The organism is Asanoa sp. NPDC049573 (assembly GCF_040676615.1).
GTDB lineage: Bacteria > Actinomycetota > Actinomycetes > Mycobacteriales > Micromonosporaceae > Asanoa.
Window position 1 is genome coordinate 166872 of sequence record NZ_JBFAPI010000001.1, and the last position, 14910, is coordinate 181781.

Consider the following 14910-nt stretch of genomic DNA (forward strand, 5'->3'; position numbering starts at 1 on the left):
ACGGGTCAGGTGACCGCCGCTCGGGCCGTAAGCGGGTCTTCGGCGGCGAGCACCGCGGTGGCCAGGCGCTCGCATTCCGCCCGGGTGTGTGCGGCCAGCGCGTCGCGGACGGCCGGAATCGCGCGAGCCGGCATCGAGAGGCTGCTGATGCCCAGACCCGCGAAGACCGGCGCCAACCCCGGATCGGCCGCCGCCTCGCCGCAGATGCCGACCGGTTTGCCGGCCGCGCGGCCCGCTCGGGCGCAGGCGGCCACCAGATCGAGCAGCGCGGGCTGCCAGGGATCCAGCAACTCGGCCAGCTCACCGCACATCCGGTCGGCGGCGAACGCGTACTGGCTCAGGTCGTTGGTGCCGATGCTGACGAAGTCGACCTCCCGCAGCAACGCCCGGATGCGCAGCGCCGCCGCGGGGACCTCGACCATCACCCCGGCCGACGCGAGACCGGCGGCGCGGGCGCGCGTGACGAAGTCGCGGGCCTCGGCCGGGGTCGCGATCATCGGTGCCATCACCCACGCGGTCGCGCCCGTGCGCGCCGCGGCCGCGGCGATCGCGGCCAACTGCCCGTCGAGCAGGCCCGGGTCGCGGCGGGCCAGGCGGACGCCGCGGACGCCCAGGGCCGGGTTGGGCTCGCCGGACTGGTCGAGGAAGGGCAGTGGCTTGTCGGCGCCGGCGTCCAGGGTGCGGACCACGACCTTGCGGCCGCCGAGCGCGGCGAAGACCGCCGAATAGGCCTCGACCTGCTCGTCGTGGCCGGGCGCCTGGTCGCGGTCGAGGTAGAGCAACTCGGTGCGGAACAGGCCGACGCCCTCGGCGCCGGTGACCAGGTCGGCGGCCGAGCCGACGTTGGCGAGCAACTCAACGGCCCAGCCGTCGGCCGTGCGGCCGGGGCCGGTCGAGGCGGCCGCCCGGGCCCGACGCTCCCGCTCGCGCCGGCGGGTGTCCTCGACCGTGGCCTCGTCGACACCGACCCGCACCGCGCCGGCGGTGCCGTCGACGGCGACGAGCGTACCGTCGCGAAGGGTTGTCGCCCCCGCACATCGGACGACCGCCGGGATGCCCAGGGAGCGGGCCAGGATCGCGGTGTGGCTGGTCGGGCCGCCGGCCTCGGTCACCAGCGCGAGCACCTGCTCGGGGTCGAGGCCCGCCGTGTCGGCGGGGGCCAGGTCGGTCGCGACCAGCACGAACGGGTGACCGGGCGACGGGATGCCGGGCATCGGCGCGCCGCTGGAGACGGCCACGGCGCGGTCGCGGAGGTCGTCGAGGTCGGCCACCCGCTCGGCCAGGTAGCCACCGGCCTCCAGGAACGCCTGCCGGTGCACGGCGAACGCGGCGTCGATCGCGTGCGGTGCGTCGGAGCCGGCCCGGATCGCGTCGGCCACCGCCTCGTCGAGCACCGGGTCCTCGGCCATCATCACCTGGGCGCGGAGGATCTCGGCGGCGGTGGCGTCCGGCGTCGCGTCGGCCCGCCGGGCCAACTCGGCACCCACGACCCGCAGCGCCGACGCGGCCGCCGCCAACTCGGCGTCGACGTCGGAGCCGGCGCGGGGCTCCGGCACCCGCGGCGCGGCGCCGGCCCGGCACACCGGCCCGGCCGCGAAACCCGGTGACACGCCGATACCGTGCAGCGGCTGGGCGGTCGGGCCGTGCGGCGGCTCAGTCATCGGCGGCGTCGAGGTCGCGGGCCAGCAGGGTGGCCAGGTCGTCGAGGACCGTGTCGGCGTCGACGCCGTCGGCGGTGATCGTCACCTCGGTGCCGCACTTGGCACCGAGGGAGAGGACCGACAGCATGCTGTTGGCGGGTACCGGCTTGCGACCCTCGACATTGATCTTCACGGGCAGCGGTGCGGCGCTGGCGGCGGCGACGAACAGGGCCGCCGGCCGGGCGTGCAGGCCGCTGCTCGAGCCGACGGTCACGGTGCGGGACGGCATGGTCAACCCCCTTCAGGGCTCGATGGTGACCTTGATCGCGGCGCCGCGCGCGACGATGTCGAACGCGTCCAGCGCCGCCGTCACGGGCAGCCGGTGGGTGATCAGGTCGGCGACCGGCACCGCGCCCGAGGCGATCAGGTCGAGTGCCTGCTTGTTGTGCGCCGGGCTGGAGCCGTTGGCGCCGACGACGGTCAGCTCCTGGTAGTGCACGACGTTGCTGTCCACCCGGATCACCGGGTCGTCCTTGGGCAGGCCGCCGAAGAAGCTGATCCGGGCCTGCCGCGCGCACAGGGCGAACGCCTGCTCCTGCGCGGCCTTCGACGCCGCGGCCGTGATCACCACGTCGGCGCCCCGGCCGTCGGTCAGCTTGCGGATCTCGTCGACCACGTCGACGTCGGCGCCGCGGATCGCGGCGTCGGGCCGGACGCGGTCGGCCGACAAGGCGAGCCGCTCCGGGTTGAGGTCGACGAGGAAGACCCGCCGCGCGCCCCGGGCCCGGGCCAGCCGCACGTGCAGGCAGCCGATCGGGCCGGCGCCCATCACCACGACGTCGTCACCCTCGCCGACCCGGGCCAGGTTCTGCCCGTTGAGCACACAGGCGAGGGGTTCGACGACGGACGCTTCGGCGTACCCGATGCCGTCGGGGATCTTGTTGAGGCCGTCGACGGCGAGGACCTTCGCGGGTACGAGCATCAGTTCGGCGAAACCGCCGTCGTAGTGGTAGCCCATCGACTCCTGGTTGGGACAGACCGTCATCCGGCCGCGCCGGCATTCCGTGCACTGTCCACAAGGGATCGCGGCGATCACCTGGACCCGGTCGCCCGGGCGCCAGCCGGTGTCGCCGCCGTCGACGACCTCGCCGGCGATCTCGTGGCCCATCACCCGCGGCGGCCGGATGTGGTGGTGCCCGAACCGGAAGATCTTCACGTCGGTGCCGCAGGTGGAGCAGTTGTGCACCCGGATCAACACGTCGCCGCCGGTGCGGTTGGGTTCGGGCGCGTCCTCGACGCGGACGTCGCCGGGCGCGTGGAAGCGCACGACCTTCATGCGGTCTCCTCGATCGGGGTCAACAGGTCGTACACCGTGGCGCTGTCCGTGGCCGCGCGCAGCGCTGCGGCCCGGTCGGGGTCGAGCAGGATCTGGGCCAGCTCGCCGAGCACCTCGACGTGCCCGTCCCCGCAGGCCGCGATGGCGACGCAGACGGCGACCGGCTGGCCGCCCCAGTCGACGCCGTCCGGGAAGCGCACCACGGCCAGCGCGTCGCGCAGCACGGTCTCCTTGCCGGCGAGGGTGCCGTGCGGGATCGCGACACCTTCGCCGACGTACGTGGAGATCGACCGCTCGCGGGCCAGCATCGCCTCGACGTAGGCCGGTGCGACCGCGCCCACCTCGACCAGCACCTCGCCGCAGCGGCGGATCGCGGCGTCGCGGTCCGCCGCCGCCTCGCTGAGCCGGATGGCCCGCGGGTCGAGCAGTGCGCCGAGCCCCTCAGCCATTGAGCTCGCCACCGGACTCGACCACCTTCACCAGCCGGGTGATCGCCGGGTCGCCGATGAACACCTGCACCGGCACGATCACCGTGTCGGGCGCGCTGCCCCGGGCCCGGGCGGCCAGGCCGGCGTGGCAGACCACCACGTCGGCGTCGGCCGGGATCGAGTTGACCGGCGTGTGTTCGACGGTCACCCGGTGCTTCTTGAGCTGCCGCCGGAGCTGGCTGGCGAGCATGACGCTGCTGCCCATGCCGGCGTCGCAGGCCACGACGACCTTCTGGATGTCGGTGCCCTTGATGGTGGCCATGTCGTGAACCTTTCGGGGGTGGGGATGGCGCAGGGTCAGGGGTTCGCGGTGCGTTGCTCGGGGGCGCTGCTGGCGACAGCGGGCTCGCGCTCGCGTACCGGCTCGGGCTGCGTGCCCGGCTGTGGGTCGGCGTCCGGCGCGATCACGGCTGCGTCGCCGTCGGCGGCCAGCGGATCTTCCTTGGGTTCGAGGCGCCCGAAGCCGAGCAGCGCCGCGGCGACCGCGAACGTCACGCCGGCCGCGATCAGCACGCCGAGGATCATCGGGATGTAGCCGCCCCGCGGCGTGACCGCGAAGTAGGCGAAGATGCTGCCCGGCGACGGCGTCGCGGTCAGCCCGGCGCCGGTGATCATGAAGGTGCCGACGCCGGCCGCGCCGCCCACGATCATGGCGATGATCAGGCGGGGCTTCATGAGGACGTACGGGAAGTAGATCTCGTGAATGCCGCCGAGGAACTGGATGATCATGGCGGCCGGGGTGCTGGCGCGCAGGTTGCGCGGGCCGAAGAAGAAGAACGCCAGGAGCAGGCCGAGCCCGGGCCCGGGGTTCGACTCGATCATGAACAGGATCGACTTGCCCTTCTCCGCGGCCTCGGCGACGCCCAGCGGCCCGAACACGCCGTGGTTGATGGCGTTGTTGAGGAACAGCACCTTGGCCGGCTCGACCAGCACGGACGCCAGCGGCAGCAGTTCGCGGTCGACCAGCCAGCTGACCGCGTCACCGGCGGCGTTGGTCACCGCCCGCATGATCGGCCCGATGCCCCAGGCGCCGAGCAGCGCCATCGCGCCGCCGATGATGCCGGCGGAGAAGTTGTTGACGAGCATCTCGAACCCGGGCCGGATCCGCTCCTCGACCAGCGCGTCGAACTGCTTGAGCAACCAGGCGGTGGCCGGCCCGATGATCATCGCGCCAAGGAACATCGGCGACGCGTTCTCGAGTTCGGTGCCCATCACGGCGCCCGCACCGACGGCGATGCCGACGGTGGCGACCGCCCCGACCACGGCGCCGCGCTGACCGTGCACGAGCCGGCCGCCGGTGTAGCCGATCAGGATCGGCAGCAGGAAGAAGATCATCGGGTTGACCAGCTGGGCGAAGTCCTCGTTGGGTATCCAGCCGGTCGGGATGAACAGCGAGGTGATCAGGCCCCAGGCGATGAACGCGCCGATGTTGGGCATCACCATCGCGGCCAGGTTGCCACCGAACCGCTGCACGGTGGCGCGGAATCCGGTGCCCTGCACCGGAGGCGTGTAGCCGGTTTCCTCGGTCGTTGTCACCGAACGCTCCCTTCGGGGGTGGGGGAGGGGTCCGTCACCCCGGCTGAGCCAGGGTCCGGACGAGATCGGAATCGCTTTCGGTATGGATCACGACGGCGTCCCGCCGCAGGTCGGACGGCCCCGGCATGCGACTGCCGGGCAGGCTGACCGCCGCCGCACCCCACGCCAGCCCTTCGGCGAGCGCGGCCACCAGTTGGGACCGCCAGCTATCGGACCGCCCGTCAGCCCCGCGGGCGGCGACGTCCGCGTCGCCCGACGGCCTGGCCGCACCGTAGGTCGCGCTCGGGCCGCCTTCGCCGTTGCTGGCCGTGGTTGCCGTTGTGGCGGTTCGCTCCTTGGTCGCGGTCGGGTCGGCTTCGCCGTTGGTTGCGGTGGTTGCCGGTGTGCCGGTTCTGTCTGCGGCTATGGCGTTGGCTTCGGGCGTGGGCCTGGCCGCACCGTCGGTTGCGGTCGCGTCGGCTTCGCCACTGGTGGCGGTGGTTGCTGATGTGCCGGTTCGTTCCGTGGTCGCGGTCGTGCCAGCGTCACCGTTGGTGGCGATGGTTGCTGACGTGCCGGTTCGCTCGGTGATCGCGGTCGGGTCGGCTTCGGCGTTGGTTGCGGTGGTTGCTGACCTGCCGGTTCGCTCGGTAATCACGGTCGGGTCGGCTTCGCCGTTGGTTGCGGTGGTTGCCGGTGTGCCGGTTCTGTCTGCGGCCATGGCATTGGCTTCGTGCGTGGGCCTGGCCGCACCGTCGGTTGCGGTTGGGCCGGCTTCGCCGGCGGGGGCCGGCGCCGGACCGTCGGCGCCGGGTGTCGCGGTTCGGTCATGGAGCGCGGCCGTAGGGGCGGCTCGGTCGCCGGTCGGCCTCCGGACCGCGGCCCGACCGAGGCCCGGCCTGGTCAAGGCGGCCAGGAACCCCGCCAGCAGGGCGTCGCCGGCGCCGACCGAGCTGCGGGGGTGGGTGACCGGTGCGGTGCCGCTGACGACGGTGTCGGCGGTGACCAGGACGGCGCCGTCGGCGCCGAGGCTGGCCAGGACGGCGCCGGCGCCCCAGGTGCGGACCCGGTTGGCCGCCTCGACCACGTCGGCGCGGGACGTGAGGTCGCCGCCGACCACGTCGGACAACTCTTCGCGGTTGGGCTTGACCAGGTGTGCGCCGGCCTCGGCGGCCGCGCGCAACGCCGGGCCGCTGGTGTCGACCGCGAGCTTCACGCCGGCCGCCACGATGCGCCGGCAGAGGCGGCCGAACGCCTCGGTCGTGACGCCCGGTGGCAGGCTGCCGCAGACCACCACCCAGCCGGCGCTGCCGGCCGCGGCCAGGGCTTGGCCGGTCACCGCGTCGAACTCGACCGCGGACAGCGTCGGGCCGGGTTCGTTGACCTTGGTGACCGTGCCGTCGGGTTCGGCCAGGGTGATGTTGGAGCGGGTGCGGCCGCCGATCGGGACGGCTACCAGGTCGACGCCCTCGGCCGCCAGGAGGCGGACCAACTGCGCGCCCTCGTCGCCGCCGCACGGCAGGACGGCGCGGGAGGCCACTCCGTTCGCGAGCAGCGCGCGTGAGACGTTGACGCCCTTGCCGCCGGGGTCGAGGTGGCCCGAGCGGGCGCGGATCACGTCACCCCGGGCCAGGGCGTCGATCTCGATCGCCCGGTCGAGGCTCGGGTTGAGCGTGACGGTGACGATCATGCGCGGACCACCCGTACGCCCGCCGCTTCGATGTCTCCACCCAGGTCGGCGTCGAGGCCGGTGTCGGTGATCAGCACGTCGAGGTCGGTCAACGCGCCGAACCGGGCCAGGTAGTCGTTGCCGATCTTGGTGTGGTCGGCCAGCAGGACCACCCGGCGGGCCGCGGCGATCATCGCCCGCTTGACCGTGGCCTCGGCTGGGTCGGGCGTGGTCAGTCCACGTTCGACCGAGCAGCCGTTGGTGCCCATGAACGCGACGTCGACATACATGTCGGCGAGCGGGCGCAGCGCCCAGTCGTCGACGGTGGCCAGCGTCTTGCCCCGGACCCGCCCGCCGAGCAGCAGCACCGTCAGGTTGGCGCGGGTGCCCAGCACGGTGGCCAGGACCGGCGAGTTGACCACCACGAACAGTTCGCGGTCGGTGGGCAGCGCCTGTGCCAACCGGGCCGTGGTGCTGCCGGCGTCGAGGATCACCGCACCCTCGTCGGGCAACTCGGCCAGCGCCGCCTTGGCGATCCGCTCCTTCTCGGTGATCAGCACGGAGTCGCGGGCCGCGAGGGCCGGCTCGAAGCCGATCCGCTCGACCGGGATGGCGCCGCCGTGCACCCGGCGCAGCACGCCGGCCCGCTCGAGCACGGTCAGGTCGCGGCGGATGGTCTCGGCGGTGACCCGGAAGTCGTCGGCCAGCGCGGTCACGTCGACCCGCCCCTGTGCCCGGGCGACCCGCAGGATCTCCTCTTGCCGCTCCTCCGCGTACATGTTGCTTTGCCTCCGTATCATTTTGTTTCGCTTCTGTTTACGCTTGACTATGTGGGAAGTCAAGACATGGAAATGCCCCGACCTCCGCGAGGCCGGGGCGGTGGGCGCGAACGGACTATGTGGACGCGGCAAGCGAGCCGAGCAACGCGAGCGAGCGGGCCGACTCGCTGCCCGGTTCGGCGTGGTAGATGCCGAGCAGCAGGCCGTCGGTGCCGCCGATCATGAGCTTCTCGGCGAAGAGGTCCAGGTCGCCCACCTCGGGGTGGCGCATCAGGCTGAACCGGCCCTCCTGGCGACGCACGTCGTGCCGGGCCCAGAGCTGGCGGAACTCGTCGCTCTCGCGTGACAGCTCACCGACCAATGCGGCCAGCCGCTGGTCGTCGCGGTGCCCGATCGCGTCGGCGCGCAGGCCGGCGACCACGCGGGCGACCGCTTCCGGCCAGTCGCGGTGGAAGGTGCGCTCGGCCGGGTCGAGGAAGGCCGCGCGCAGCCGGTTGACGCCGGGGGAGAGGTTGGGCGACAGCGCCACCGCCATCCGGTTGGCGGCGAGCACGTCGAGCCAGCGGGTCTGCACGAACGCGGGCGAGACGATCTCGTCGAGCAGATGCCGCACGCTCTCCGGGACGGTGGCGGGGGCGGCCGCCGGGCGCGTGGCGGTGCGGGAGGAGGGCTGACTGAGACTGATCATGTACGCCGTCGCGTCGGCGTCCAACCGCAGCACCCGGGCGAGCGCGTCGAGCACCTGCATCGACGGGCGCCGGTCGCGGCCCTGCTCCAGTCGCAGGTAGTAGTCGGAGCTGATGCCGGCGAGCATCGCGACCTCTTCACGGCGCAGCCCGGGCACCCGCCGCACGCCCACGCCCTTGCTCAGGCCGACGTCTTCGGGCGTGATCCGTTCGCGGTGGGCGCGCAGGAACTCACCGAGCGCGTTGCTGGTCTCCACACCGCCGACGATATGCCGACCCGCCCGGCTGGTCAGTTGGGGCTGACGGGCGCCAGGGGCCAGCGCAGGGCGCGCGAGGCCGGTGCCGGGCGACCGAGGTGGAAGCCCTGCGCGTAGGGCATGCCGAGGGCGGCCAGGGTACGCACCTCGAGGGCGCTCTCCACGCCCTCGGCGATGATGTCGGTGACTCCGGCGCCGGCCGCGAGCAGGCGGACCGCGCGTACCACCGTCGGGTCCGGCAGTCCTGGCTCTTCGTCGTGGAGCAGTTCGCGGGAGATCTTTATCCCGTCGATCGGCAGCCGGCGGACGCTGGCCAGCGACGAGAAGCCCGTGCCGAAGTCGTCGACGAGCACCCGGATGCCGGCCCGCCGCAGCTCGATCAGCTGGGCGCGGGACCGGGCGGAGGCCAGCAACGCCGACTCGGTGACCTCGATCCGCAGCTGGTCGCCGCTGACGCCCTCGTCGGACAGGGCCTGCATGACCTGGTCGGCGAACGCCTCGTCGTCGAGTTGGACGACGCTGACGTTGACCGACAGCCAGGTGTCGAAGGTGCCGCCGTAGCGGCGCTTGTCGCGTAGCGCGCGGCGCAGCACCTTGAGGCCGATGTCGCCGATCAGGCCGTTGCGCTCGGCGGCCGGGATGAACGAATCCGGGGGGACCCAGCCGCGCTCCTGGTCGGGCCAGCGGGCCAGCGCCTCGTAGCCGACGATCCGGCCGCCGTCGAGCGCGACCACGGGCTGGTAGTGCACGGTGAGCCGGTCGGCCTCGACGGCCCGGCGCAGGTCGATGTCGAGGGAGACCCGCTGCCGCGCGGTGGTCATCATCGGCGTTTCACAGACGGTGACGGCGCCGGGGGCGTGCCGGCCGGCCTCCTCGAGGGCGAGGCTCGCGCGGGACAGCACGGTCTCGCCGTCCTCTCCCGGGCGGGCCGCGGCGGCGCCGGCGCTGAGCTGCCCGTAGACCGCCGAGGTCCAGCCGCTGCCCCGGGCGACCAGCTCGTGCAGGCGCTGGTCGAGGCGGTCGGTGCTGTCGAGCATGATGAGCATGTCGCCATCGGGGAGCACCGAGAGGGCGTCGCGCTCGGCCAGGCAGCCGGCGATCCGGGAGCTGATCCGGTCGAGCAGTTCGGTGGCCACGGCCGGGCCCAGTGAGCTGCGGATCTCGCGGTAGTCGTAGATGGCCAGGCGGGCCACGGCGAACCCGGTCCGCCGGTCGCGGGCCAGCGTAGCTACGCGATCACACAGAGTAGCCGCCTCGACGAGAGCGCCGGCAGGCACGCACGTCGTCAGGTCCGCTGTCACAATTTCCCCCTGAGCACGCGGGACCGCTCCAGCCAGCGACCCCGGCGCACTTTGTGATGGCCGGACGACCAACGGTACGGGATAGGTCGGGCAAATCGCGTACCCGGAATGACCGAAATCACCCGCATCCAACATCTCCCCTGTTTGGGGGAATGCAGCGGGCCCGAAACTTGTCATACCCCGCGGTTAGAGTTGCCGAGGCAGAGATTCTGCAGGTCTTCCATCATGTCAGGAGTGGGCTGGGCAGTGGCCGACCGACTGATCGTCCGCGGCGCGCGGGAGCACAACCTGCGCGACGTCAACCTGGATTTGCCCCGCGACGCAATGATCGTCTTCACCGGGCTGTCCGGGTCCGGCAAATCCAGCCTGGCCTTCGACACGATCTTCGCAGAGGGTCAGCGGCGTTACGTAGAGTCACTTTCCTCGTACGCGCGGCAGTTCCTCGGCCAGATGGACAAGCCCGACGTCGACTTCATCGAGGGCCTGAGCCCGGCGGTGTCGATCGACCAGAAGTCGACCTCGCGCAACCCGCGCTCGACGGTCGGCACGATCACCGAGGTCTACGACTACCTGCGGCTGCTCTACGCCCGGGTCGGCGAGCCGCACTGTCCGGTCTGTGGTGAGCCGATCGCCCGGCAGAGCCCGCAGCAGATCGTCGACCGGGTGCTGTCGATGCCCGAGGGCACCCGCTTCCAGGTGCTGGCCCCGGTGGTCCGCGGCCGCAAGGGCGAATATGTCGACCTCTTCGCCGAGCTCCAGTCCAAGGGCTTCGCGCGGGCCCGGGTCGACGGCGTGGTGCATCCGCTGACCGAGCCGCCCAAGCTCAAGAAGCAGGAGAAGCACACCATCGAGGTGGTCGTCGACCGGCTCGCGGTGAAGGCTTCGGCCAAGCAGCGGATGACCGACTCGATCGAGACCGCCCTGCGGCTGGCCGCCGGCGTGGTGCTGGTCGAGTTCGTCGACGAGCCCGACGACTCGCCGACCCGCGAGCGGGTCTTCTCCGAGCACCTGGCGTGCCCCAACGACCACCCGCTGGCGATCGAAGACCTCGAGCCCCGGGTGTTCTCGTTCAACTCGCCCTACGGCGCCTGCCCGGAGTGCACCGGCATCGGCACCAAGAAAGAGGTCGATCCCGAGCTGGTGGTCCCCGACCCGGAGCGCACCCTGCGCGAGGGCGCGATCCAGCCGTGGGCGACCAACCAGACACTCGAATACTTCCTGCGCCTGCTGCAGGCGCTCGGTGACGCCGAGCACTTCGACCTCGACACCCCGTGGCGGGCGCTGTCCAACCGCGCCCAGAAGACGATCCTCTACGGCTCGCACGACCAGGTGCACGTCCGCTACCGCAACAAATACGGTCGCGAGCGGTCCTACTACACCGGCTTCGAGGGCGCGGTGCAGTGGATCGAGCGGCGGCACGGCGACACCGAGTCCGACTGGTCGCGCGACAAATACGAGGGCTACATGCGCGACGTGCCGTGCCCGGTCTGCGGCGGCGCGCGGCTCAAGCCCGAGGTGCTCGCGGTCACCATCGACGGCCGCAACATCGCCGAGGTCACCGGCATGTCCGTCGGCGACTGCGCCGAGCTGCTCGGCGGCATGGAGCTCAACGACCGGCAGAAGCTGATCGCCGAGCGGGTGCTCAAGGAGATCAACGCCCGGCTGCGGTTCCTGGTCGACGTGGGACTCGACTACCTGTCGCTCGACCGGCCGGCCGGCACCCTCTCCGGCGGCGAGGCGCAGCGCATCCGGCTCGCCACCCAGATCGGTTCCGGTCTGGTCGGCGTGCTCTACGTGCTCGACGAGCCGTCGATCGGCCTGCACCAGCGCGACAACCACCGGCTGATCGAGACGCTGGTCCGGTTGCGCCGGCTGGGCAACACGCTGATCGTGGTCGAGCACGACGAAGACACCATCCGCACCGCCGACTGGGTCGTCGACATCGGCCCCGGCGCGGGCGAGCACGGCGGCGAGATCGTCCACAGTGGTTCCTTCGACGACCTGCTGAAGAGCGAGGAGTCGATCACCGGCGCCTACCTGTCCGGCCGCCGGCAGATCCCGACGCCGATGGTCCGCCGGCCCGCGACGCCGGGCCGCGAGCTGGTGGTGCAGGGCGCCCGCGAGCACAACCTGAAGAACCTGACCGTGCCGTTCCCGCTCGGCACCTTCATCGCGGTCACCGGCGTCAGCGGCTCGGGCAAGTCCACCCTGGTCAACGACATCCTCTACACGGTGCTGGCCAACCAGCTCAACGGCGCGCGGCTGGTGCCGGGCCGCCACCTGCGGGTCACCGGCCTCGACGACCTCGACAAGGTCGTCGGCGTCGACCAGTCACCGATCGGCCGCACGCCGCGCTCCAACCCGGCCACCTACACGGGCGTCTTCGACAGCATCCGCAAGTTGTTCGCGGAGACCACCGAGGCCAAGGTCCGCGGCTACGGCCCGGGCCGGTTCTCGTTCAACGTCAAGGGCGGCCGCTGCGAAAACTGCGCGGGCGACGGCACGATCAAGATCGAGATGAACTTCCTCCCCGACGTGTACGTGCCGTGCGAGGTCTGCAAGGGCGCCCGCTACAACCGCGAGACGCTCGAGGTCCACTACAAGGGCCGCACGATCTCCGAGGTGCTGGAGATGCCGATCGAGGAGGCGTCGACCTTCTTCGAGGCGATCCCGGCGATCCACCGCCACCTCAAGACGCTGGTCGACGTCGGCCTGGGCTACGTCCGCCTGGGCCAGCCGGCCCCCACGCTGTCCGGCGGTGAGGCGCAGCGGGTCAAGCTGGCGTCCGAACTGCAGAAGCGCTCGACCGGCCGCACGGTCTACGTCCTCGACGAGCCCACCACGGGCCTGCACTTCGAAGACATCCGCAAGCTGCTCAAGGTCCTGGAGAGCCTGGTCGACAAGGGCAACACGGTCATCGTCATCGAGCACAACCTCGACGTCATCAAGACCGCCGACTGGATCATCGACATGGGCCCGTCCGGCGGCCACCGGGGCGGCCTGCTGATCGCGGCCGGCACCCCGGAGGAGATCGCCGAGGTCCCGGAAAGCGCGACCGGCGAGTTCCTGCGCCACACGCTGGCACTGACCGGCCCACCAAAGGGCTCCGACAAGGCGACGGCGCGGGCGGCCAAGGCCAACGGCAACGGCAAGACCAACGGCAACGGCAAGACCAACGGCAACGGCAAGGCGGCGGTGCCGAAGGCGCAGACCTTGCCTGCCGACGACGAGCCGGCGCCGGCCACGAACGGTCGGGCCACGCGGTCGAAGACCGTCGCGGCGGCGAAGACCGCGCCGGCCCGGAAGTCCGCGGCCGCGGCGAAGGCAGCGCCGGCCGCGAAGGCGACCAGCGCGGCGAAGGCGACCGGCGCGGCGAAGGCGACCGCGGCCAAGACCACCGCGGCCAAGGCCACCAAGGCAACGACGACCAGCACCCGGGGGAAGGCCGCAACACCCACCGAGGAGAAGCCGGCGAAGAAGGCCGCTCCCCGCGCCCGCACGGCCTCCAAGACCACCACCCGCGCGCGCGGCTGAACACCCGGGCCCTTTTGGGCTCGGACACGACTCCGGACGGTGCGGGCTCCGGGAACTCCGCTCGGGCCCCGCGGCCCGGCGGCGGGCTCGGCGACTCGGGTACCTGGCCGACGCGTTGACCCCGTGCCACCTGGCCGCGCGGCGGCCCGGTCATCCGCCGGCCTGCGCTGCCTGGGGTAGGCCCGTCGGCTCGGGTTCCCTGGTCGTAGTCACCCTGCGCCAGCCGCAACACCGCCCCGGCGTCGGGTCGGTACTTGTGGTCCGCGCCGCATGGCGCCCGGCCTGCGGGCTCGGCTCCCCCGTCCATGCGGTGCGCCGCGCCGCTCGGCCTGGCGTGGAGACTCGCGCCCGGTCGTGGACCGGCCTGCTCCGCTTGCCGGCCCGGCCCGACCCGGCCGCGCGGTGATGCGGCTCCGCCGTTCGAGGGCTGAGGAATCAGTGGCATCTGCGGCATTTGGCACCCCTCGCGGCGAGAACTAGGTAAAAGATGGCTGCTGAGGGTGCATTTGTTTCCCAGATCTCTAGTGGACCGGCACGTGGGCGGCGGGTCTGAGCTGACCGACGCTGCGCCGTTCGCGGAGCTGATGGTCGGTCGCGCGCCCGAGCAGGCCGGCACGTACGGCATGGGAATCGACGAACGGTGTGTGGGTGATGATCTCGGCGGTGTTGAGCCGCAAGCGCGCGGTCGCGGCGGGCTCGGCGGTAGTCCTGGCCGCCCCCGTTGTGGCCGGGTGCCTGGTGCGATTGCCGGATCGCCCAGACATGGGCATGTTGGACCCAATCGAGGAGCGGGTGGGTGACGACTATACGCCGGACGGGACGTCGTCGCACCGCTTCCGGGGGGTGGCGCGGCGCTGTCACCGTCGGCGGCCGGCAAAGCAACCAGCGCCGACCCCGGGCGCAGACCGTAGCGACGAGATCGGTGGGGACGGCAACCGGGCCGACCGCGCGGCATCGACCTCACCGTCCACCAGTCGCCCTCAGCCGCGGCTGGGCCGGGGGTGACGCCGGACGGCGGCGACGTGGATCTCGTTCGAAGAGGGGCCACAGCAGGTCACAAGGCTTGGCTCAGTATCGTGCCGGAACGAAATGTCCGACCCGCGCGGGCTGAACCAGAGGCGGCAACCGTTCGTGTGACTTGGCGGGGAAGTAGAACTTTCAACTGACCGTGCGGCCGAGGAGAGGCATAGCGGATGAGTAAGGAAGAGACGGTGACCAGCCGGCGTGCGCTGCTGGCCGGCGTGGGGGCGGTCGGGGCAGTGACCGTGCTCAGCGCCTGCGGCGCCGACGACGATGCCGGGTCGGCGGCCACCTCGGGACAGGCCGGCGAGCCCACCGACCAGGCCGAAGACCCGGGCAGCAACGGCGGCGGCCAGGTGCTCGGCAAGGTCGCGGACGTGCCGGTCGGTGGCGGCGCGATCTTCACGTCGGCCCAGATGGTCGTGACGCAGCCGACCGCGGGGCAGTTCCACGGGTTCCGCGCGGTCTGCACCCACCAGGGTTGCCCGATCGCCAGCGTCGACAGCGGCACGATCAACTGCAGTTGCCACGGCAGCAAGTTCGCGCTCGACAGTGGTGAGCCGCGCAACGGGCCGGCGACGCGGCCGCTGACCTCCCGCGAGGTCGTGGTCAAGGGCGACGAGATCGTCCTGGCATAACAGCCGGGCGGGCCGGCGGGTCGGCCACCAAGATCAACCGATCTTGA

Annotated in this window: 11 protein-coding genes and 3 pseudogenes; 2 read left to right on the top strand and 12 right to left on the bottom strand. The window is 72.1% G+C overall.

Features of this window, described 5'->3' with window-relative positions; all coding sequences use genetic code 11:
- Positions 1 to 5 precede the first annotated feature (5 nt).
- From ptsP to AB0J74_RS00790, 11 genes and pseudogenes are all read right to left on the bottom strand, one after another.
- A complete protein-coding gene (ptsP, locus tag AB0J74_RS00740; RefSeq protein ID WP_363442799.1) occupies positions 6 to 1661 on the bottom strand; it encodes a phosphoenolpyruvate--protein phosphotransferase in 1656 nt (551 codons plus the stop codon).
- Positions 1654 to 1929, bottom strand: a complete 276-nt coding sequence (locus tag AB0J74_RS00745; protein ID WP_363442802.1) for an HPr family phosphocarrier protein — start codon at positions 1927 to 1929, stop codon at positions 1654 to 1656. Before AB0J74_RS00745 ends, ptsP begins: the two co-directional genes overlap by 8 nt.
- Positions 1930 to 1941: 12 nt before the next feature.
- The gene (locus tag AB0J74_RS00750) at positions 1942 to 2976 is read right to left on the bottom strand and encodes a zinc-dependent dehydrogenase (RefSeq protein WP_363442805.1); all 1035 of its coding nucleotides are present in this window, start codon (positions 2974 to 2976) and stop codon (positions 1942 to 1944) included.
- The gene (locus AB0J74_RS00755; RefSeq protein WP_363442808.1) at positions 2973 to 3425 is read right to left on the bottom strand and encodes a PTS sugar transporter subunit IIA; all 453 of its coding nucleotides are present in this window, start codon (positions 3423 to 3425) and stop codon (positions 2973 to 2975) included. The genes AB0J74_RS00750 and AB0J74_RS00755 overlap by 4 nt, the downstream gene beginning before the upstream one ends.
- Positions 3418 to 3726 (bottom strand): PTS lactose transporter subunit IIB, encoded by a 309-nt coding sequence (locus AB0J74_RS00760; RefSeq protein ID WP_363442811.1) that lies wholly within the window; start codon positions 3724 to 3726, stop codon positions 3418 to 3420. The genes AB0J74_RS00755 and AB0J74_RS00760 overlap by 8 nt, the downstream gene beginning before the upstream one ends.
- Positions 3727 to 3761: 35 nt before the next feature.
- Positions 3762 to 5000, bottom strand: a complete 1239-nt coding sequence (locus tag AB0J74_RS00765; RefSeq protein ID WP_363442814.1) for a PTS mannitol transporter subunit IICB — start codon at positions 4998 to 5000, stop codon at positions 3762 to 3764.
- 34 nt (positions 5001 to 5034) lie between these two features.
- A pseudogene (locus AB0J74_RS00770) lies at positions 5035 to 5184 on the bottom strand (1-phosphofructokinase); the annotation flags it as partial.
- Positions 5185 to 5886: 702 nt separating this feature from the next.
- Positions 5887 to 6669: pseudogene (locus AB0J74_RS00775) on the bottom strand (1-phosphofructokinase family hexose kinase); the annotation flags it as partial.
- The gene (locus AB0J74_RS00780) at positions 6666 to 7427 is read right to left on the bottom strand and encodes a DeoR/GlpR family DNA-binding transcription regulator (RefSeq protein WP_363444001.1); all 762 of its coding nucleotides are present in this window, start codon (positions 7425 to 7427) and stop codon (positions 6666 to 6668) included. The pseudogene AB0J74_RS00775 and the gene AB0J74_RS00780, both read right to left, overlap by 4 nt.
- Positions 7428 to 7542: 115 nt before the next feature.
- Positions 7543 to 8370 (bottom strand): helix-turn-helix transcriptional regulator, encoded by an 828-nt coding sequence (locus AB0J74_RS00785; protein WP_363442817.1) that lies wholly within the window; start codon positions 8368 to 8370, stop codon positions 7543 to 7545.
- Positions 8371 to 8402: 32 nt separating this feature from the next.
- Positions 8403 to 9671: a GGDEF domain-containing phosphodiesterase gene (locus AB0J74_RS00790; protein ID WP_363442820.1), complete on the bottom strand. Its 1269-nt coding sequence runs from the start codon at positions 9669 to 9671 to the stop codon at positions 8403 to 8405.
- A gap of 246 nt (positions 9672 to 9917) precedes the next feature.
- Here AB0J74_RS00790 and uvrA point away from each other — a divergent pair.
- Positions 9918 to 12815 (top strand): annotated as a pseudogene (gene uvrA, locus AB0J74_RS00795) (excinuclease ABC subunit UvrA); the annotation flags it as partial.
- Positions 12816 to 13726: 911 nt separating this feature from the next.
- Here uvrA and AB0J74_RS00800 read toward each other — a convergent pair.
- Positions 13727 to 13969, bottom strand: coding sequence for a hypothetical protein (locus AB0J74_RS00800; RefSeq protein ID WP_363442823.1), 243 nt, complete (start codon positions 13967 to 13969; stop codon positions 13727 to 13729).
- A gap of 429 nt (positions 13970 to 14398) precedes the next feature.
- Here AB0J74_RS00800 and AB0J74_RS00805 point away from each other — a divergent pair, with 429 nt between their 5' ends.
- Complete coding sequence (locus AB0J74_RS00805) at positions 14399 to 14863, top strand: Rieske (2Fe-2S) protein (RefSeq protein ID WP_363442825.1); 465 nt, start codon at positions 14399 to 14401, stop codon at positions 14861 to 14863.
- Positions 14864 to 14910 lie beyond the last annotated feature (47 nt).